Origin of the sequence: Microcoleus sp. B7-D4 (assembly GCF_036705125.1) — a bacterium.
Classification (GTDB): Bacteria; Cyanobacteriota; Cyanobacteriia; order Cyanobacteriales; family Microcoleaceae; genus Microcoleus.
This window is the reverse complement of sequence record NZ_JAUBTT010000037.1, coordinates 37948-57069: the sequence shown is the minus strand read 5'-3', so window position 1 is coordinate 57069 and position 19122 is coordinate 37948. Positions and strand designations below refer to the sequence as shown.

Here is a 19122-nt window from a genome sequence, read left to right as displayed (position 1 = left end):
CTTAAACCTTCTGCTTCTTCCTTCGCGTCCTTCGCGTCTTCGCGGTTCATTTCTAACACAAATACCCAATCCAAGCCGGCAAAACCTCCGGCGAACCGTACCACTTCCCCGGAGAACGAGGCGAATGCCAAACCCCCTCCAACACCAAATTTTCAGCCCCGTCCAAAACAGCAGCTTCCACCGGCGTAATTCCATCTCCCCAAGTTTCGCCCTTCCCCACAGTCAACTCATAACTTTTATAAGCCAGCCAAGTCCCAAAACCGCGCTTGCCAAAAACAGCCTTCCCAGCAGCGCACACGTAGCGCACCTGCGGGTGAAAAGCCCCCGGATAGTGAATTTTGACAAAATCTAGATTTTTGCGCGTCCAGCGCTCTTGAGAGACGTGCGGCGTGCCTAAAGTGATTAAAGTATTCACATAAGGGTGAGCTTCCCACAAACCCGCATCCTCAAGCACGTCGCCGTGAATCGTGTAAGGCTTTTCGCCCAAATAGATGCGAGAAATCCAGCCGCCGGCGGAATGACCGACGAGATTGATCTGCGGAACGCCGTATTGCTGTAACATTTGTTTGACCGTGCGATCGAGCTGTCGCAAAATTGGCACCATCGACCGCCCGCCAAAAGTCGGCAACCAATCTCCCTTGCCCAGAGGCACTGTTACTGTTGGGAAACCTCGATCGACCAGAGACTTTTCTAATTCCCGATAGTCGGAAGCAGCAGCAAAATATCCTGGTAAAATCACGGTTGGTAATGGCATCGTCAATTTTAGATTTTAGATTTTAGATTTTAGATTTTGCGGCCGGAGTGCTACGATCTGTTTTTCAAGTTCAAAGACACTTGCCGAAGCATCCTTTGGATTGCTAACATCTGCCACTCGTTAAACCTTTTGCTTAGGGAATATCTACTTCTATGGCTCGCGAGCCGATTCAAACATGGTATTTTACCCTAGTTGTCGTTCACTTAGAAGACCGTTTTCTACTGGTACAAGAGCGCAAGTACGAGCAGCAGTGGTATCTGCCAGCAGGGCGAGTGGAAAAAGGGGAGACTTTGCTCGAAGCTGCTATGCGTAATACCTTTGAGGAAGCGGGCATTTCCATCATCGTTGAGGGAATTCTCCGGGTAGAACACACAGTGATGCCTAGGGGCAATGTGCGCCTCCGAGTCATTTTTGTTGCTCGTCCAGAAGATAAGACGCCGCCCAAGAGCAAGCCGGATGAGCATACTTTGTGCGCTGGCTGGTATTCTCTCAAGGAATTAGACCAGTTGTCGTTGCGGGGAGAGGAAGTTCGGGAAATGTTTCAATATATGGCAAGCGGCGCTCCAATTTATCCCATCGACTTGCTCACCATCGAGGGAGCTCCTTTTAAAAATTACCGCTATCGCTGGTGAATCCATCGATTTTGGATTTGGGATTTTGGATTTTCGATTTGAGACTTCGGCGTGAGTGCGATCGCCCTTACGATTTTAGATTTACTTGCAGCGCAGTGAATCAGGGAGCAGGAACTTTAATTTACAATTTGTAGAATCGACCCTGACGCTAGTGTCGGGGGCTTGTACTCATTTTGGGGCGGGGCTACCGAGGGACTGCGGGCTGGGCTGACAGCCACTCGATCAGTTTTTTGATGGCGTAACCGAATTGGAAACGCCGATCCATCGAACTTGTCGATCGTGTTTAATAAATTTGGTTCAGTTTCGGGCCCATGAATTTTCATCAAGGTCGATCGGGCAACTGCGAGGGCGATCGTGCTAAAATTATACCTTTGAATTCCCAACATCTCCTCATTAAAACGAATTTACACTCAATCACAACCACAACAATATAAATTACCAATCCCCCAATCACTCAATCTCCCAATCCCCCAATCTAAAATCTAAAATCTAAAATCTAAAATTTAAATGACTGACTCTTCCTCCCTAGCCAACACCCTTTCCGAACCGCTGCGCCAGCCTTTTTGGTGGGCAGCCCTAGCTTCTGTGGGCCTTCACGGAGTCCTCGGAGCAACCGCCCCGACGCTCTCAAACATAATTTATGGTGGAAATTCCTCAAAAAATATCCCCGGTTCTGTCGGCTTAGTAGAACTAACTCCCGCAGAAGCCGGCCGCCTGCCACAAACCATACCACCGAAACCGTCTAATACGCGATTTACGCCATTTTCGATCGCACCAGTTCCCCTTCGGCCAGGGCCAAAGTTAGCCCCGCCCTTGCCCCCCGCACCAGATACCATCAACTTGCCCGCCATGCCGCCGGGGATGCCCCCTCCTGGATTCTTTTCGCCTCTGCCTCCTTCCCCTCTCCCGCCCTTCACCGCCCCAACAGCCCCACCACCTCCCAAAACTCCATCCCCAACAGTCAGAGCCCCCTCCCAGCCAATACCCACTTTCGTCCCACCCGTACCTCCCAGCGGTTTTCTTTTCCCGCCCTTACCTGGTAATTTCGATCCCAATATCCCGCAACCACCCTCGCTGCCAGAACCGCCCCAGCTTCCCGGCGGCGGCTCGGAAGATGAAGCAGAGGCGCTCAAAAAGATCATAGCCAGTAGAGGCGGACTCCCACTATTTCCAGACGGAGCTCCAGTCTTTACCCCGGAATTCCCAATTGGCAGGAATGTGGGACCCGATGGAGTACCAAAATTGACTCAAAAAGATCCCAATAAAAGGAATCTCATCGCAGAAACTCCCGAAGAAAGAATCAGGAGACAACAATTTGAAGAGGGACAGCGACAGCTAGGACAGTCCGGCCAACCGGGTTCAAACTCATCCACCGACACAGGGGCACAGCAAACTGCGTTTGTAACTAACTATCGTGCTTTGTTTGACAGATTCCAAAAGGCTTATCCTGACTTGGAAATGACAGCCCCGACTCCTGTGCCTGTCCCTTATCCCGTAGCAGCTTGTTCGCAAAAACTCCAAGGAAGAGCAGTTTTTGGAGCAGTTGTCAGCCCTCAAGGCTTGCTCAAGGCCGAGCCACAGCCGATCGTCCCCACGGGTTACGGTATTCTCGATAATGCGGCTAAAATTGCGATTATTAGCCCTTCTCTAACATTTGAAGCTGCCAGCACGCACAAGCTTTACCAACTGGCTGTCGAGTTTAAGTACGACGAAAAACTTTGTAGTGGCATTCCTGTCACCCCAACCAGGCCCAACCCACCAGGCCAGTCGCAGCCTGCGCCCGCCCAGACAGCGCCCAGACCACCAGGTCAGCCGCCCTCCCCCCCAGCGCCTACTGAAGTGAAACCGCAGTTTGAGAAGCCGCCGGCCCCCTCCACCAAACCGCAGCCAGGGGCCCAACCGTCGCCGCCCGCACCCAAGCCCGCGACTCAACCGTCGCCCTCGCCTGAACCGAAACCAGCGGCGGAACAGTCGCCTTCTCCTCAAGCGCAACCCGCCGAAGAGTCCCCGCAGCCCGAAGCTGCGCCATCTCCAGCCGCCGAAGTGTCTCCGCAGCCCCAAGTGTCGCCATCTCCGGCCCCGGAAGTGTCACCATCGCCGGAAGCTGCCCCATCTCCTGCCACCGAAGTGTCACCATCTCCGGCCCCGGAAGTATCGCCATCTCCGGCCCCGGAAGTGTCACCATCGCCGGAAGCTGCCCCATCTCCTGCCACTACCGAAAATTAATTGGGCATCGGTAATTGGCAATCGGTATTGTAAAACTTCATTAAGTTTCTCGTCAAAGATAGTCAGGAGTAGTATATGCTGACTGATCAGAAGGATTTGGACTGCCCAAGCAACCGCTTTCAACGCGGCATGAATTTACGAGCCACACCTATCACTCATCCAGCTAGCCGATTGGCAAACACATCCACAGAGGTTTGTACAAAACCGCAGATGGTTTGTTAATTAATGCGCTCCGTGAATGGGTATTACATGATCGTGGCAAAAGCACTCCCAAAAGCATTGAGCAATGGGATAGGGAGCTGCGTAGCTGGGCCAATGCGGGTCAATCCGCTCAAAGTAAAAGTGAAGGGGGAGGGGCCGAAGGCCTCCCATGTCATTTAATAGATGACTATACTTTTACCAGCTATGGGAATGGGTAATATCTGACATCTTGCAGCAATATCAATAAGAGGATTTTTCGTGGGGTCGGGCGGGTTTATAGATCCTATTTGCAAGCTTTAAGGCTGTTGGCGAACCCGCCCCTACGGCTAATTGAGAATGGTGCAAGATCTCAGTAATATCCAATATGCTTGCTTCACTGTTGTGAGTTAGTAGTTAGTAGGGTGCGTCAGCTTGAATATTTGTTGCTTCTCCAACTAATTTCAACTTGCTGACGCACCTTACTTTCTCCACTAAGAATCAAGTTGTTTTTCGTTTGCCAAACCCGGCTTTGGACGATTGAAATTTTGACTACAAAGCTTATTACCTATTCCCCTTAACCTCTCAATTGTATTCAACTTTATACATTTGAAATAAGTCACCACTTTGCTTTTTTACTACCTTAGCGCCAGCAGCTTTTATCATTTTTTCCCAATCTTCTATTGTCTCTAAAAATACTTCTCCGGCTCGATAAGTTTCCAAAATTGCCCAATCTTCTGCTAAAGGAGCATTGGGGTTGAGGACATCAAAAACAAAATGACCGCCCGGTTTTAATACCCGCTTTACTTCTCCCATGACAATACTCCAATAGTCTATGGGATAGTAACAGCTAAAGCCTGTAGCGAGGCATAAATCGAACTGAGCCTCCTCGTAATTTAATTGGTGAGCGGGGGCCCATTCTACACCTTTGAACAGCTTAGAATTGAGCTGAGGGCCGCGAGCGTTTAAGGCATCTCGCGCGGCGCTGCTGATTTCTTGACCGTAAAAATATGCTTCCCAATCCCGCCAAGGGTAGATGAGAAAGCTGACTCCGCAGCCAATGTCTAAACAGCGCTGATTTTTTTGAGGTTTGGCAATTTTCCAGAAGGGAGAAACTGTTTTTGCTTGGAGAGTTCCTGCAACTGATTCTAGGAAAATCGGCATTGCTTCGACTTCTTCGGGTAAGGCGAAAGCTTCTCCTCGGTATTCGCGATCGAATCGAGAAGCGACTTGCGACAGTAAGACTTGCCAGCTATCTGATTTTCCTTTAGCAAACCAAGTCTGCTCCTGACCCGCTACTGGGCGATCGGACTTTTTAGACATTCTTGAATTACCTTTTAGAAGCTTTGAGAGCTTTTGTAAAGTTTTGGCGGTAAGGCTTATTAAAAATTAACGCGGGCCAGAGCAGCGAGAGCTTCAGGCGATTTGTAAAACTTCGATCGAAGTTAGTGCGATTGAACCCATTCCAAAATTTCCAAATACCGCCACCGTAAGCGATCAGCAATGCCAAGCTAATTAACGTACTCATTTAAAAAACCCCTAAGCAATGGATAGGATTTTGGGTCAGCTAGTCAAAGCGCTACCCTTAATCTATCATTTATCAGACGCCAAAGCGCACCGATCCCCGTAATAATTCCACCTTCACAAAGAGACTTCAAAATCCCCGCTGGCGACAAACTTAAAAATAACACCCCCGAAATAGCTTTCACGGAGCAAGCAAGAAGGGACTTCTGGTAAAAGTCGATCGTTCTGAGGACTTATACCATTTTAGATGGAAGAATTTAAGAATTAAAGAATTGGGAATGACTGATGAGATAAGGGTTTAGAGCACGGGCCTACAGTTGCATTCTTTTTTTTTAACTGGTATCACCCAAGATCCCCTACAAATCCGAGCTCGACCGGGGGATTGGTGCGATGCCGCAAGTTCTAATTCGGTTGAAATCGGTTGCTGTTGGGGGACGGCCTGGCCGAACGGGATTTCACAGACGTGTCACTACTCGAAGATAATTAACTAAGAACTGATAGCTCGCGGCCGACGAATTACAGCAGGCAAACTTTTTCTAGCGGACAATAGCGGTAGAGAGCTTTCTAAGCAAGGAGGATTTTATGCGTGCAGTGCTGATGGCTGGGGGGTCGGGAACGAGGCTCAGACCCCTGACGTGCGATTTGCCCAAACCGATGGTGCCGATTCTGAATCGCCCGATCGCAGAACACATTATTAATTTGCTAAAAAGGCATCAGATTACGGAAATTATTGCGACGCTGCACTACCTTCCCGATGTCATGCGCGAATATTTTACTGACGGGGCAGAGTTTGGCGTTCAAATGACTTACGCTGTGGAGGAAGACCAACCGCTGGGTACGGCTGGTTGCGTCAAAAATATTGCTGAACTGCTCGATCGAACTTTTCTGGTCATCAGTGGCGACAGCATCACAGACTTCGACTTAACGGCAGCGATCAAATTTCACCGCAGCCAGCAATCCAAAGCCACGTTAATTTTAACTCGCGTTCCCAACCCGATGGAATTCGGGGTCGTGATTACCGAGGAAAATTACCGCATCAGTCGCTTTCTGGAAAAGCCTTCTAGCAGCGAAATTTTCTCCGATACTATCAATACCGGCATTTATATTTTAGAACCCGAAGTCTTGGATTACCTGCCGACACATCAGGAGTGCGACTTCTCCAAAGACTTGTTTCCCCTGCTACTGGAAAAAAACGAGCCGATGTACGGGTACATCGCCGAGGGTTACTGGTGCGATGTCGGCCAGCTAGATGTTTACCGGGAAGCTCAGTACGACGCGCTGCGGGGAAAGGTCAAACTGGATTTGAGCTACTACAACGAAGTTCGATCGGGACTTTGGGTAGGTCAGAATACTTTTATTGACGATAGCGCGATCGTCGAAGTACCGGTCATGATCGGCAACAATTGCCGAATTGGAGCCCGAGTTAAACTCGATGCAGGTACTGTGATCGGAGATAACGTGACAGTCGGGGCCGATGCCAACCTCAAACGTCCCATCGTCTGGAACGGAGCAATTGTCGGCGAAGACGCTCATCTGAGGGCCTGCGTGATTTGCCGGAGTACCCGCGTAGACAGGCGCGCTCACGTCCTAGAAGGTGCTGTCGTCGGTTCAATGTCCATCGTGGGAGAAGAAGCACAAGTGGGGCCAAGCGTGCGCGTCTGGCCGAGCAAAAATATTGAATCCGGCGCTCTGTTAAATCAAAATTTAATTTGGGGAGAACAAGCTAAGCGGAATTTGTTCGGTCAGCGTGGCGTTCAAGGACTGGCAAATGTGGATGTTACCCCGGAATTTGCAGTGAAATTGGGCGCGGCTTATGGCTCGACTTTGAAACCAGGGACTGCGGTATCGGTTTCTCGCGACCAGCGGAGCATTTCGCGGATGGTTTCGAGGTCTTTGATTGCGGGTTTGATGTCGGTGGGAATTAATGTGATCAATTTGGAATCGACGGCAATTCCGATCGCGCGCACGGTTTCGTCTACGATATCCATTGCCGGCGGCATTCACGTTCGCATTTCGCCCGATCGCTCCGACCACATTTTAATTGAATTCTTCGATATCAAAGGCATCAATATTACTAAAGGAGCTGAGAAAAAAATCGAGGGGGCTTATTTTAAGGAAGATTTGCGGCGGGCTCTAATTCCCGAAATTGGAGAGATGACGTACTTTAACCAAGCTCTTGATGTTTACAACCGCATTTTTGAGCGACAGATGAATGTTGAGGCAATACGCTACAGCAATTCTAAGGTGGTAATCGATTACGTTTACGCAGTTTCAGGAGCAATTCTGCCCCAAATGCTCGCCAAGTTCGGCTGCGATGCGGTGGTTCTCAATGCCAGTCTCAAGCAGACTTCTCTAAGCAACGGGGAACGGGAATATTTGCTCGACCAACTTGGCCGGGTGGTGAAAGCACTCAGCGCTAATTTTGGAGTGCAGGTATCGGCTAACGGCGAACAGCTCATTTTGGTAGATGAGTCTGGGATAGCGATTCGTGGGGAAATGCTGACGGCGTTGATGGTAAATTTGATGCTGACTTCTCATCCCAAAGGTACAGTAGTAGTGCCGGTGCATGCGTCTTCTGCGGTGGAGGCGATCGCCCGACGCTATCAAAGCAAGGTAATCCGCACGAAGGCGAACCCAACTGCTTTGATGGAAGCTGCTAACAGGAACCCGAATGTGGTTTTGGGCGGCAGCGGCCTTATGGGTTTTATTTTCCCGCAGTTGCATCCCGGATTTGACGGAATGTTCTGCATTGCTAAAGTGATAGAAATGATGACGATTCAGGAGCGATCGCTCGGACAGATCAAGGCGGAACTTCCCCGCATCACCCACCGCAGTTACAGCGTCCGCTGTCCTTGGACTATCAAGGGTTCGCTGATGCGACATTTAGTAGAAACTCATTCGCCCGATCGTTTAGAATTATTAGATGGAGTGAAGATTTTTAACTACAGCGACGACAATTGGGTATTAGTTTTACCCGATGCTAGTGAACCGACCGTTCATATCTTCGCCAACAGTGAGGATCGAGATTGGGTATCTGAAACGTTGAAGGAGTACCGCGCCCTCGTTCACGATTTTGTCAGTCAAGCCGAGGCTGCGGTTCTCCAAGATAAATTTGGTCACGTGTAATCGGGAATTGGGCATTGGCCAAACAGGGCATTGGCAATGGGGAATTGGTAATGCAAAAGTAAAAAAATAAAATGCGTTATTTTAATTTTTACCTTTTTACTTGAAAGTTCATGCCCAATTCCCAATCCCGAAGTCCCTGCGCGGGCCAATTCCCAATTCCCGATGCCCAATTCCCGATGCCCGATGCCCAATTCCCAATTCCCAATTCCCAATTACGCACAGAGAACAGGTCACTAACCCCACCCTAAAAGGGATGGGGCTTGAAAGAGGGAGCAACACCCGCTTCTTAATTCAAGACTAAAACAGTGTCTAGCCTGCGTCTTCAAGACAAACTGAGCCATCTGGGAGTGGTATCCCAACTGACGTTAAGAATACCTCCCTAGTTTTTAACCGCTCGGATGTGCCAGTGGCGAAGGGAAATACAAACCTAGAAATAGGACTTACCGTAAATGTTTGTTCCAGTCTTAGATAGCGAAAACAGACCCTTAATGCCGACAACTCCAAGCAGGGCAAAGCGTTGGATTAAGTCTGGCAAGGCGACACCATTTTGGAAAAAAGGAGTGTTTTGCGTTCGACTCAACATAGAACCATCCAACACGCACCGCCAACCAATTGCAGTTGGTATCGATCCCGGATCGAAGCGAGAAGCGTTTACGGTTAAATCCAAAGCGCATACTTATCTCAACATTCAAACCCATGCTGTTGATTGGGTGAAAGACCATGTTGAGATCAGGCGAAATATGCGGCGCGCCAGGCGTTTTCGCAACACGCCATGCCGCAAAAACCGAGCCAACCGACTGGTCAACAAATATCGACTGCCTCCATCAACTAAGGCGAGGTGGCAGTGGAAATTAAGGATAGCTAAATGGCTGACTTTGATGTTCCCAATATCAACTTTCGTTGTAGAAGATATCAAAGCCCGAACCTGGAAAAACGCACGCAAGTGGAATGTATCGTTTAGTCCGCTAGGAGTTGGCAAGCAATGGTTCTATGCAGAGCTTGAGAAAATCGCTCGTGTTGAAACTAAGACGGGCAATGATACTTATGAATTACGTCAATTGAGTGAACTCCTCAAGTCAAAGCAGAAGCTATCAAACAAATTTGAGGCACACTGCGTTGATTCTTGGGTGCTAGCTAACTGGTGCGTTGGGGGGCATTTTAAACCCGATAACACTGCATTGATAGAAGTAATTCCTCTTGAGTTTCACAGACGCCAGTTACACCGATTGCAACACGCTCCGGGTCACATCCGTTCGAGGTATGGCGGCACTTTGAGTGCGGGATTCAAACGCGGTTCAATCGTCAAACACCGAAAGTATGGGTTTTGCTACGTAGGTGGCTGGCAAGAGTCGCCTACGGAGAAAGACCCAACTCGGAAAACAATTAGTTTGCACAGCTTAGGTACTGGCAAACGGTTGTGTCAAAATGCGTTGTCTGCGGATTGTAAGTTTTTGTCTTACAACTCGTGGCGCATTGCAAATTAATTGTAAAGCCGTCCTAGAAGGACGGGGTTTCACACCCATTTTTCTGATGAATAGCTGCATTTTGATGGCGGAAATAATTCAACAACCGCAACTACGTTATACTCCTGACAATCAACTTCAAATCGCTGAGATGTTGGTGCAGTTTCCCGGCCCAAAACCCGAAGATCCACCCGAACATTTGAAAGTGATAGGATGGGGAAATTTTGCTCAAGAAATTCACGAGAAATATCACGAGGGCGATCGCGTGATTATTGAGGGACGGCTGAGCATGAATACGATCGAAAGAGATGGTATTAAAGAAAAGCGCGCTGAACTGACAGCTCAAAGGATTTACAGTGTCGGCGCCGATGCCATGAGTGCGGCTCCCCCAGCTAGAACCGCCCCGGAACCGGCTCAAATTCGCGACAGCGCCCCGGCTAATGTGCCGAGCAACGTAGTACCTTTAGGCTCGCACAAGCGCAGTTCTAACAGCGCTCCAGGCGGCGCTAACCGCACGTCTAGTTCGGATTGGAACTCGCATCAGTCTTCAAATTCTGAGTCCGATCGCCAGTCGGGTTCGTCTAACGAAGCTGACAATCCCGATTACGATCCGATTCCCTTTTAAAAATTAGGGTGCATCACTTTACAACTCGACTGTTGGATCGAAAGTGACGCACCTTAATTTAAGAGCGATCGCACTTCAGGAAAAAAAGGCGCTCCTCTTCGAGGGCTGCGCTAACGAATTTGGCTGAACTACGAGCTAAATTGCAAATTTTACAGCTTGATAGTCACAACTTTTTTCTTGCTTTTTTCGTCGCGCAGCACGACTGTATTGTAGGGTGATGTATCCGTCCCCAGCGGAATTGGCAGCTTAAAGCTGCTGCTCTTATGCTTAACTTCGCCTAAATCAATGCTTTTCGTTATATTGCCATCTGTTGCCAGATAAGCGCTAAGTTCGCCTTTATAATCTTCAATCAAAAAGTCTCTGAAGAAAAGGACTTCCCCAGGACCATCGACATCGATAGCAAGGATGACGGTACCGCTAAACGTTGCGCCTTTTTCTTCTTCATCAACCGTCGCCATTTTAATTTCCGAGGGGTCTTGACCGGACATATCTGGCATAAATTTTTTCTCCTGAGCAAAGCGCAATAATTAACAAGAAGCTTACCTGATGCTAGGGGCGATCGCAAAACTCTTAGGACGTATTTCTGCATCGGTCTTGCTTCTCTCTAAGGTTAGAGAAGCCCGCGATCGCGCATTATACCACCAATTATCTCAATTCTTGAATCAGTAAGGAATGAGAATTAAATAACTTCCACTCTTGAAAGTGGGATGGGCGTCCCGCCCGTCCAAAAAGGACGGGCGGGACGCCCATCCCACAATAACAATTAAAATTGTAAGTTATTTAATTCGCGATCCTAAGTACAGACCGTTACAATGCTCTCTCTAATACCCCCAAGTCTCGCAAACACCGCCTCGTTAATTCGATTCGATATTTAGCATCCTTACTGTTGAGTTTTTAAGTGATTGGGTAGAGAATTAAGCCTGATGTTTTTGATAATTTAAGAACGATCGCACTTCACTCAATAAAGGGCGATCGCCCTTAAAGATTATTCTTTCCAGTAACGGGTTAAAATCCGCATTACTTCGCCTGCGATCGGGGACGGTAAAGGCGGGCTCCATTCACCAACTTCTGCAAAACCCAAAACGTGCAGCAGATTTATGAGGCTTTCTACTCCTTTGGGAATCCCGCAAATCAACAATCGGATCGGTTGTTTGTCGGTGGGTGCATTGGGAATTTCTTCGCGAAGGAGTTCGGGAACTGACTTTGGCTGTGATATCATCAGAAAAATGGGTAGAAACCCCGTCCTTTTAGGACGGCTTTACAATTGAATGGGGGGGGGAGGATTAGTCCCCCGTTAAGCTTGCTACCGCCTTGGAACTACTAAATGCCGTGTACTTTTGTGCTGTACTTTCGTCGGGACAATTGCCGGCTGACACTCTTTGTCCTGTACGCATAGCAAGTGGCGGTAAGCCCGTGTGTATATATCCCTTCGCTACTGACTATTCGAGAGGTTACAGACTAGGGAAGCATCCAGTAACGTCGTTCGGTGTACCACCACCAGATAGTTCAGTTTGGGTTCTTGACCCGCAAGCTAGACACTGTTTTAGTCTCAGATTTAAAAGGTGGTGAGCCTTTCTCTTCTTTGCCCCATGCCTTTAGGCTGGGGTTGGTGACGAGTTTTAACTACAAAATAGTCGGATAGCGATCGCCCTTGAGTTTTCGAGGCAAAGGGGCGATCGCTTTTCCGTTTGGACATTCTGAGTATAGGTCATTTTCCCAAATTAGTCAACTGCCAACCTCAAATAATTTACCGTAGCGGTTAATTAAAGGATAGTGAAGGTTGCGGGATGGTAACATCAGCTTGCAAACTCCAGGCTATTAATTGAGCATCAACAGTGGTCATCCGTTGGAAATTGGCAGTTGTAATGGCCGAGCGTAATATCAGCAACAAAGAGTTGGCTGCTTTGGTGGGGATGCACCCAACTTCGTTTTCGAGACTCAAAACCCGCCGTCGCCTCACGAGAATTGACGAATCCACTCTCAATGCTCTGTGCAAAGCACTAAACTGCCAACCGGGCGATTTAATGGTGTATGAGGAGGAAAACTCCGATCGCACTTAAAAAACCGACTGCGGTTAGGAGTAGGGTTGACAGCGACGCACACTACACATTCGTGAAGCGAAGCTATCCCGTAGGGAATCGCACTATTTCCAGCGCAAAAACGCGAGCAAACTCAGCGACAAGGATCGATCGCACTCGATCGACCTCAATTCCGGGGATAAACTGCTCTAAACTGCCAACAGGTCGATCGGGAATCCCGCAAGGTACAATTTGCCCAAAACCTGCCAGATCCGGACAAACATTTAAAGCAAAACCGTGCATCGTAATCCAGCGGCTGACTTTAATGCCGATCGCACCTACCTTGCACCCATCCACCCAAACTCCAGTCATACCGGGAACCCGCGAACCCTTCAACCCCAAAACTTCCAGCACCCCCAGCAGCACTTCCTCCAACTGCCGCAAATACCAGTGCAAATCAGGCTGGTGACGGCGCAAATTTAAAATCGGATAGCCCACCAATTGGCCCGGACAGTGGTAAGTCACCTCGCCGCCCCGCTCAACTCGGTGCAGTTCCGCCCCAGTTTGGCTTGGGTCAAATTTCAGAAATTCCAACTTTGCTCCCATTCCCAAAGTGTAAACCGGCGGGTGTTCCAGCAAAATCAGGACATCTGGCAAATCTGGCTTGTCGCGGCGTTCTTGCACAAGTTTTTGCTGGATTTCCCAAGCTTGGGAGTAGGGAACTTGTCCCCAATCGAGGAGCAAGCAGGGTTGTGCATTTAACTGTTGAGGGATGAGAGGAGAAATCATGCAAAAAAGTCAATAGTGTTATTACGGAATATTGGCGCAGTTTAAATCAAGAATTGTCAACATATAATAAAAGATTTGGAAGATAAGTGTTTTCGAGAATACATAGTGCTACTGTATAAAATATACCGAAGTTACAGAAGGGAGGGAGCTCTATGAAGCTTGTTATCCAGGGTAAAAATATAGAAATCACCGATGCGATTCGCGAGTACGTCAATCAAAAGGTTGAAAAGGCAGTTAGCCATTTTCAAAATTTGACTACAGAAGTGGACATACATCTATCGGTGGCTCGTAACCCCAGGATCAATCCTAAGCAGACTGCTGAGGTGACAATTTATGCTAACGGCAGCGTTATTCGGGCTGAAGAAAGCACGGAAAGCCTGTATGCCAGCATCGATTTGGTTGCCGACAAGATAGCTCGTCAACTGCGGAAATTTAAGGAAAAACGCCACGACAACAAGACCCACAGTAGTGTTAAAACGGTTACGGCAGTTGAAGAACATCCTGTAGTAGCGGATCTAATTGGCGATCGAACTCCCGAACTTCCTGCTGAGGTGGTACGGACTAAGTATTTTGCTATGCCTCCAATGACTGTGCAACAAGCTTTGGAACAATTGCAGATTATCGATCACGATTTCTATATGTTCCGTAATGCGGAAACAGACGAAATTAACGTACTCTACGAACGCAAGACTCACGGTGGCTATGGAGTTATCCAACCCCGGCACAGCAACGGTAACGGTAATAGCAAAAATGGCAAAACTGCCGAAAGCGCTACATCTGAAAAATCGAGTGTTGCAAAAAGCTAGATAATTGCTGAGTGCTAATTGTTAATGGCTGCAAGCCGTTAGCAAAAAAGGACTAAAGTCCTTACTACGAACATGAAGTTCGTAGTGAGGACTTTAGTCCTTTCTTGGTTTTTTAAGATAATGGTTCGTAGTAATACCAATTTTTTATGAGGCCCCGTAGAATCCGATCCCCCCTAGCCCCCCTTAATAAGGGGAGTAGGGGGTGGGACAAGATTCCGATCAAAGTCAACCCCTACTCCCCAACAAGCAGGGGGATTTAGGGGGATCGAGATATGTGCAACTTCACATTAAATTGGTATAAGGACGTTGCTGATATTTCCTAGAGAAAACGGATGAACAATTATGCTATTGGAGTTAAGACAATTAAAGATTCAGCCGGGTCAGCAATTACTGGTTGAGGATGTTAACTGGCAACAATTTGAAAGTATTTTGGCGGAATTGGGAGAACGTCGTGCTTCCCGACTTTCCTATAGTAACGGACGGTTAGAAATTATGGTTCCTCTGCCCGAACATGAAAAAGCCAAGGAAATTATTGGCGACATGGTAAAAATTTTGTTGGAAACACGACAAATAGCATTTGAGTCGTTAGGTTCCACAACGTTGAAAAATGAACGCATGAGTCAGGCTGTCGAACCGGATACCTGTTTTTACATTCAAAATCAAGCAGCCGTTATAGGTAAAAATCGCCTCGATATGAGTGTTGATCCGCCCCCAGACTTAGCTATAGAAATTGATCTTACCTCTCGCACGCAGTTGGATAATTATCAAATTCTAGGAGTGCCGGAACTTTGGCGATACGCACGGCGAGGGCTACAAATCAACGTCTTGCAAGCCGAACAATATATTGAGTCTGATGTTAGTCCTACTTTCCCCAATATCCCCATTGTCGAACTGGTGAATCAGTACACTCAGCAGAGTCAAGTTGCTGGCAGAACCAGCGCTATTCAAGCTTTTAGAAATTGGGTAGGGGAAAATCTCTAGTCTCAGAACTTTCTTCCTCACTAAAAACCGTTAGTTCGCAGTCAGGAATTTAGTTTGTTCTTGTTTTTTAGACAAGGAGGCATGAGGACTTTCGCAGGGCGGTTTCATTTTCTTGTAGGGGCAAACCCCCCGTGGTTGCCCCGATGCCTGAAATTCCCCTGAAATCATCTGTGGCTGGGGGCGGGCACGGGGGCACCGCCCCTACAAAATCCTGGTTTTCCGTAGGGGCAATCCGACCCCTACTCCCCGTGGTTGCCCCGAAACAGCCCTGATTACTTTCGTCCTCACTACCAACAATATATTTAAGCAAATCCATCTAAATTTTGATGGTTTCTAAAGTTTTGAGTGCTTCGGCAACGTGTGCTTTGAAGTCTAACATGGAGTCAAAAATATGCTTGACAACGCCTTCTTTGTCAATGACATAAGTTACTCTACCGGGCATAATCCACAGGGTAGCTGGAACTCCGTATAATTGCCGCACTTTGTTGCCGGTATCGCTCAGCAGTGTAAAGGGTAGCTGATATTTGGTGGCAAATTGCTGGTGTGATTGTTGGGTATCTTCGCTAATTCCTATGACTTCTGCACCTGCGTCTTTGAAGACTTCGTAGCTATCTCGAAAAGCGCAAGCTTGAGTCGTGCATCCGGGTGTGTCGTCTTTGGGGTAAAAGTAGACTATGACGTTTTTTTTACCTTTAAAATCTTTGAGGCTGACTGATGTGCCAGTTTGAGATGGTAAGGTAAAATCGGGTGCGGTGTCTCCTACTTTGACGGTCATGTTTTTTTAACTTAGTAGAGCTGTTTGCGGGAAAATTTAACTTTTGTTATTGTACAGTTTTTTGTGACCAATAGTTCGCAGTTGCGATCGCCCGATTCGGCCGCCTCCCATTTTTGCTTTGTCGCAATCCTCAAAAAAACCTTTTTTACCAAATCTCGATGCAGCCGACGATTCGCAGTTACGCGGATTAATTGAAGAGGCTTTTTTGAACCGCACCTCCACGGGGATTAACGCAGATTCTTATTAACAATGGGATGGGCGGCGCTGAAGCGTTACTACTGAGATGCTGCACCATTCTCAATAAGCTTTTTATGAACAGGCAAGATGCCTGTTCCACAAGAAAATTCACTCTTTGTGGAACAGGCCGAAAAGCCTGTTAAGGGCCTGTTCTACAAGAAAATTCACTCTTTGTGGAACAGGCATCTTGCCTATTAAGGACCTGTTCCACAAGAAAATTCACTCTTTGTGGAACAGGCCGAAAAGCCTGTTAAGGGCCTGTTCCACAAGAAAATTCACTCTTTGTGGAACAGGCCGAAAAGCCTGTTAAGGGCCTGTTCCACAAGAAAATTCACTCTTTGTGGAACAGGCCGAAAAGCCTGTTCTTGAGAATTGTGCAAGATGTGAGTTACTACAAAGTTAATTGTTATCGGCCTTTGGTTAAATTTTTCAATTCCCGCCAGATTGGAGGAATTTGGCCGGAGTGTGTGCGGGGCTGGGTGAGGATTCCTTGAGTGGGACTGAAGAGCAATGATAGCACAAATAACCCCGATGCAACTAAAACTATTGCGGGCCCGGATGGCAAGTTATAGAAGTAGCTGAGATACATTCCGCTAATGCTGGAAATAACTCCGATTATTGCCCCTAAAATCATTACTTGGTGCAGGCGAGTGACTAGGAGATAGGCGGTACTTGCGGGTGTAATTAATAGGGACAAAACTAGCACTACGCCAACGGCTTTGAGGCTGGCAACTATTGTCAGGGCGATGAGTACCATCAGTCCGAAGTTGAGCAGGTTTACTGGCAAACCTGTTGCTTGCGCTCCTAATGGATCGAATGTGTAAAATAGCAGTTCTTTGTAAAAGAATACTACAACTAATAAGACTACGGCTACTATGACGGCTGTGTCGATCGCATCTTGGGGGGTAACGCCGAGGATGTTGCCGAACAGAAAGTGGTTGAGGTCGATTTTGTTGTCTTTTTGGACGATCGTAATTAGGGTGATGCCGAGGGCGAAGAATGCCGAAAATACGATGCCCATTGCGGCGTCTTCTTTGATTGTCGATCGAGCTTTGATCCAAGCTATGATTACTGTACTCAAAACTCCGGCAATGAACGCGCCGATAAAGATATTTCCTCCGAGGATAAATGCGATCGCCAATCCGGGCAAAACCGAGTGGCTGATGGCGTCTCCGAGCAAGGCCAGCCGCTGTACCATTAGGTAGCTGCCGACGATCGCGCAGACGATGCCGACGAGAATGGCAATTAGGAGCGATCGCTGCATGAATCCGTACTGCAACGGCTCAATTAAGGTTTGTAGCATAAAATTATAAAATCACACCTAACTAATGACTAACAACCAAACTAAACCGGTTTGATCTGAGATGTTGCACCATTCTCAATAAGCTTTTTAGGAACAGGCAAGATGCCTGTTCCACAAGAAAGAAAATTCACTCTTTGTGGAACAGGCTTTTCGGCCTGTTCTTGAGGCCTGTTCCACAAGAAAATTCACTCTTTGTGGAACAGGCCGGAAAGCCTGTTAAGCGAGAATAGTGCAAGATGTGAGTTGGATATGAGATTTATCGTTGCCCAATTCAAGATTATCAAAAAAACCGCGTTCAAGAGTGTAACTCCTAGATTAATGACCAAGAATTTCTTGATGGTACCCGCCACGTGATTTATCCGTGGAATCCCAAATCGAAAATCGAAAATCCTCAAGCCCCCGCATTTATCCGCGGGGTCAATCTAAAATCTAAAATCTAAAATCTAAAATCGATTGACTGCTGGCTAATTAAGCTGCTTGTCCGGCAAAGAACATTACTTGTCCGCCGTAGGCGCGGTAAAGGTTTTCTTTTGTTAGCACTTCTTGGCGGGAACCAGCGGCAATCAATTCTGTATTTAGCAAAATTAAATCGTCAAAATTCGTGATTGATTCGCCTAAGTCGTGGTTGACTACTAAGACAATTTTCCCGGCATTTGCTAGCTGGTGGAAGATGTCGAAAATGATATTTTGAGTTTTTTGGTCAACGCCGACGAACGGCTCGTCAAAGCAGAAAATAGCGGCTTCTTGGGCTAAAGCTCTAGCTAGAAATACTCGCTGTTGCTGTCCGCCGGAAAGTTGCCCGATCGGTCTGTCTTTGTAAGCACTCATGCCTACTCTTTCTAAGGCATCGGCGGCAGTGCGGCGGCTAGCTGCGGAGAAGCGGCGAAACCATCCGGCTTTTCTGACTCTTCCCATCATCACGACATCCCAAACGGTGGCGGGATAGTTCCAGTCAATTTGCGATCGCTGGGGCACGTAGGCTACTGTTTCGAGTCGATCGGCGATCGCTTCTTCGCCCCAGGTAACAGTGCCGCGATCGGCGGGAATTAAGCCCAACATTGCTTTAATCAGGGTGCTTTTGCCGGCACCGTTGGGGCCAATAATACCCGTCAGCCTTCCCGGTTTGACGGAAAGATTGATATCTCTGAGTGCCTCTACCGTGCGGTAGTTTACTGCTAAGTGCTTAACAGCGATAATTTCAGTGTCCGTAGCGCTGTCTTTGAGGTGGCAAACCATTTTAGACCAAGGATTCTCGTTGGGGAAGGCGGCGGTATTCATGGTGGTGAGTCTATCTCCTTTTTATTAAGTTTACTGTAAAAATGAAAAGAATATGAAATCATCGGTAAATAGGAATAATCTGGAACGCAGGAGAGGTAGATAATGCGACAGTGCAAGCTCGAAACCCCTCAAACCATAGGTTTTGTGGCGAAAATCTCAAGTCGGTTAAAACTGATATCTTCCACCCTTCTCAAGAACGGGCAAGATGCCCGTTCCACAAAGAGTGAGTTTTCTTGTGGGGTGGGCATCCTGCCCGCCCAGAACGGGCAAGATGCCTGTTCCACAAAGAGTGAGTTTTCTTGTGGGGTGGGCATCCTGCCCGCCCAGAACGGGCAAGATGCCTGTTCCACAAAGAGTGAGTTTTCTTGTGGGGTGGGCATCCTGCCCGCCCAGAACGGGCAAGATGCC

Annotated in this window: 18 protein-coding genes and 1 pseudogene; 9 read left to right on the top strand and 10 right to left on the bottom strand. The window is 47.8% G+C overall.

All coding sequences use genetic code 11. The features are described 5' to 3' along the window. Nucleotides 1-52 precede the first annotated feature (52 nt). Complete coding sequence (locus tag QUB12_RS16515; RefSeq protein WP_333143066.1) at nt 53-754, bottom strand: alpha/beta fold hydrolase; 702 nt, start codon at nt 752-754, stop codon at nt 53-55. A 152-nt stretch (nt 755-906) separates the two neighbouring features. Between QUB12_RS16515 and QUB12_RS16510 the strand changes: the two genes are divergently transcribed. Together QUB12_RS16510 and QUB12_RS16505 are read left to right on the top strand one after the other, a co-directional pair. Further along, nucleotides 907-1386: an NUDIX domain-containing protein gene (locus QUB12_RS16510; protein ID WP_333143065.1), complete on the top strand. Its 480-nt coding sequence runs from the start codon at nt 907-909 to the stop codon at nt 1384-1386. A 507-nt stretch (nt 1387-1893) separates the two neighbouring features. Further along, complete coding sequence (locus tag QUB12_RS16505) at nt 1894-3612, top strand: hypothetical protein (RefSeq protein WP_333307674.1); 1719 nt, start codon at nt 1894-1896, stop codon at nt 3610-3612. Nucleotides 3613-4374: 762 nt separating this feature from the next. Here the strand turns inward: QUB12_RS16505 and QUB12_RS16500 are convergent. Together QUB12_RS16500 and QUB12_RS16495 are read right to left on the bottom strand one after the other, a co-directional pair. Next, nucleotides 4375-5112: a class I SAM-dependent methyltransferase gene (locus tag QUB12_RS16500; protein ID WP_333143063.1), complete on the bottom strand. Its 738-nt coding sequence runs from the start codon at nt 5110-5112 to the stop codon at nt 4375-4377. A 7-nt stretch (nt 5113-5119) separates the two neighbouring features. Further along, nucleotides 5120-5317, bottom strand: a complete 198-nt coding sequence (locus QUB12_RS16495) for a hypothetical protein (protein ID WP_333143062.1) — start codon at nt 5315-5317, stop codon at nt 5120-5122. 578 nt (nt 5318-5895) lie between these two features. On the opposite strand from QUB12_RS16495, the gene QUB12_RS16490 reads away from it, so the two are divergent. The 3 genes from QUB12_RS16490 to QUB12_RS16480 all read left to right on the top strand — a co-directional run bounded on the left by QUB12_RS16490 (nt 5896) and on the right by QUB12_RS16480 (nt 10527). After that, nucleotides 5896-8439, top strand: coding sequence for a mannose-1-phosphate guanyltransferase (locus QUB12_RS16490; RefSeq protein WP_333143061.1), 2544 nt, complete (start codon nt 5896-5898; stop codon nt 8437-8439). Between the two features lie 449 nt (nt 8440-8888). Next, nucleotides 8889-9923, top strand: coding sequence for an RRXRR domain-containing protein (locus QUB12_RS16485; RefSeq protein ID WP_333307672.1), 1035 nt, complete (start codon nt 8889-8891; stop codon nt 9921-9923). A 46-nt stretch (nt 9924-9969) separates the two neighbouring features. Next, nucleotides 9970-10527: a single-stranded DNA-binding protein gene (locus tag QUB12_RS16480; protein WP_333287006.1), complete on the top strand. Its 558-nt coding sequence runs from the start codon at nt 9970-9972 to the stop codon at nt 10525-10527. A 149-nt stretch (nt 10528-10676) separates the two neighbouring features. Here the strand turns inward: QUB12_RS16480 and QUB12_RS16475 are convergent, their stop codons facing one another. From QUB12_RS16475 to QUB12_RS16465, 3 genes are all read right to left on the bottom strand, one after another. Next, a complete protein-coding gene (locus QUB12_RS16475) occupies nt 10677-11024 on the bottom strand; it encodes a hypothetical protein (RefSeq protein WP_333262928.1) in 348 nt (115 codons plus the stop codon). Nucleotides 11025-11512: 488 nt separating this feature from the next. Then, nucleotides 11513-11746, bottom strand: coding sequence for a hypothetical protein (locus QUB12_RS16470; RefSeq protein WP_333307670.1), 234 nt, complete (start codon nt 11744-11746; stop codon nt 11513-11515). Between the two features lie 336 nt (nt 11747-12082). After that, on the bottom strand, nt 12083-12223 hold the full coding sequence (locus QUB12_RS16465) for a hypothetical protein (RefSeq protein ID WP_333307667.1): 141 nt from the start codon (nt 12221-12223) through the stop codon (nt 12083-12085). Between the two features lie 139 nt (nt 12224-12362). Here QUB12_RS16465 and QUB12_RS16460 point away from each other — a divergent pair, with 139 nt between their 5' ends. Further along, complete coding sequence (locus QUB12_RS16460) at nt 12363-12587, top strand: helix-turn-helix domain-containing protein (RefSeq protein ID WP_333143057.1); 225 nt, start codon at nt 12363-12365, stop codon at nt 12585-12587. 63 nt (nt 12588-12650) lie between these two features. Here QUB12_RS16460 and lipB read toward each other — a convergent pair whose 3' ends face one another. Beyond that, on the bottom strand, nt 12651-13334 hold the full coding sequence (gene lipB / locus QUB12_RS16455; protein ID WP_333143056.1) for a lipoyl(octanoyl) transferase LipB: 684 nt from the start codon (nt 13332-13334) through the stop codon (nt 12651-12653). 152 nt (nt 13335-13486) lie between these two features. On the opposite strand from lipB, the gene hpf reads away from it, so the two are divergent. Further along, on the top strand, nt 13487-14140 hold the full coding sequence (gene hpf / locus QUB12_RS16450; protein ID WP_333143055.1) for a ribosome hibernation-promoting factor, HPF/YfiA family: 654 nt from the start codon (nt 13487-13489) through the stop codon (nt 14138-14140). Between the two features lie 342 nt (nt 14141-14482). Further along, complete coding sequence (locus tag QUB12_RS16445) at nt 14483-15121, top strand: Uma2 family endonuclease (protein ID WP_333307664.1); 639 nt, start codon at nt 14483-14485, stop codon at nt 15119-15121. A 316-nt stretch (nt 15122-15437) separates the two neighbouring features. Here QUB12_RS16445 and QUB12_RS16440 read toward each other — a convergent pair whose 3' ends face one another. The 3 genes from QUB12_RS16440 to QUB12_RS16430 all read right to left on the bottom strand — a co-directional run bounded on the left by QUB12_RS16440 (nt 15438) and on the right by QUB12_RS16430 (nt 18714). Next, complete coding sequence (locus QUB12_RS16440; protein ID WP_333307661.1) at nt 15438-15896, bottom strand: peroxiredoxin; 459 nt, start codon at nt 15894-15896, stop codon at nt 15438-15440. 643 nt (nt 15897-16539) lie between these two features. Then, nucleotides 16540-17436, bottom strand: coding sequence for a metal ABC transporter permease (locus tag QUB12_RS16435; RefSeq protein ID WP_333143052.1), 897 nt, complete (start codon nt 17434-17436; stop codon nt 16540-16542). A gap of 468 nt (nt 17437-17904) precedes the next feature. Beyond that, nucleotides 17905-18714 carry a metal ABC transporter ATP-binding protein gene (locus QUB12_RS16430; protein WP_333143051.1) on the bottom strand — a complete coding sequence of 270 codons (810 nt, stop codon included), beginning with the start codon at nt 18712-18714 and terminating at the stop codon, nt 17905-17907. Between the two features lie 102 nt (nt 18715-18816). Between QUB12_RS16430 and QUB12_RS16425 the strand changes: the two are divergent. Next, nucleotides 18817-19122: pseudogene (locus tag QUB12_RS16425) on the top strand (metal ABC transporter substrate-binding protein); the annotation flags it as partial.

What these genes read in the sequence shown, in the direction of transcription:
- QUB12_RS16515 (WP_333143066.1), bottom strand. Translation starts at nt 754, where the DNA reads ATGCCATTACCAACCGTGATTTTACCAGGATATTTTGCTGCTGCTTCC.
- QUB12_RS16510 (WP_333143065.1), top strand. Translation starts at nt 907, where the DNA reads ATGGCTCGCGAGCCGATTCAAACATGGTATTTTACCCTAGTTGTCGTT.
- QUB12_RS16505 (WP_333307674.1), top strand. Translation starts at nt 1,894, where the DNA reads ATGACTGACTCTTCCTCCCTAGCCAACACCCTTTCCGAACCGCTGCGC.
- QUB12_RS16500 (WP_333143063.1), bottom strand. Translation starts at nt 5,112, where the DNA reads ATGTCTAAAAAGTCCGATCGCCCAGTAGCGGGTCAGGAGCAGACTTGG.
- QUB12_RS16495 (WP_333143062.1), bottom strand. Translation starts at nt 5,317, where the DNA reads ATGAGTACGTTAATTAGCTTGGCATTGCTGATCGCTTACGGTGGCGGT.
- QUB12_RS16490 (WP_333143061.1), top strand. Translation starts at nt 5,896, where the DNA reads ATGCGTGCAGTGCTGATGGCTGGGGGGTCGGGAACGAGGCTCAGACCC.
- QUB12_RS16485 (WP_333307672.1), top strand. Translation starts at nt 8,889, where the DNA reads ATGTTTGTTCCAGTCTTAGATAGCGAAAACAGACCCTTAATGCCGACA.
- QUB12_RS16480 (WP_333287006.1), top strand. Translation starts at nt 9,970, where the DNA reads ATGAATAGCTGCATTTTGATGGCGGAAATAATTCAACAACCGCAACTA.
- QUB12_RS16475 (WP_333262928.1), bottom strand. Translation starts at nt 11,024, where the DNA reads ATGCCAGATATGTCCGGTCAAGACCCCTCGGAAATTAAAATGGCGACG.
- QUB12_RS16470 (WP_333307670.1), bottom strand. Translation starts at nt 11,746, where the DNA reads ATGATATCACAGCCAAAGTCAGTTCCCGAACTCCTTCGCGAAGAAATT.
- QUB12_RS16465 (WP_333307667.1), bottom strand. Translation starts at nt 12,223, where the DNA reads ATGTCCAAACGGAAAAGCGATCGCCCCTTTGCCTCGAAAACTCAAGGG.
- lipB (WP_333143056.1), bottom strand. Translation starts at nt 13,334, where the DNA reads ATGATTTCTCCTCTCATCCCTCAACAGTTAAATGCACAACCCTGCTTG.
- hpf (WP_333143055.1), top strand. Translation starts at nt 13,487, where the DNA reads ATGAAGCTTGTTATCCAGGGTAAAAATATAGAAATCACCGATGCGATT.
- QUB12_RS16445 (WP_333307664.1), top strand. Translation starts at nt 14,483, where the DNA reads ATGCTATTGGAGTTAAGACAATTAAAGATTCAGCCGGGTCAGCAATTA.
- QUB12_RS16440 (WP_333307661.1), bottom strand. Translation starts at nt 15,896, where the DNA reads ATGACCGTCAAAGTAGGAGACACCGCACCCGATTTTACCTTACCATCT.
- QUB12_RS16435 (WP_333143052.1), bottom strand. Translation starts at nt 17,436, where the DNA reads ATGCTACAAACCTTAATTGAGCCGTTGCAGTACGGATTCATGCAGCGA.
- QUB12_RS16430 (WP_333143051.1), bottom strand. Translation starts at nt 18,714, where the DNA reads ATGAATACCGCCGCCTTCCCCAACGAGAATCCTTGGTCTAAAATGGTT.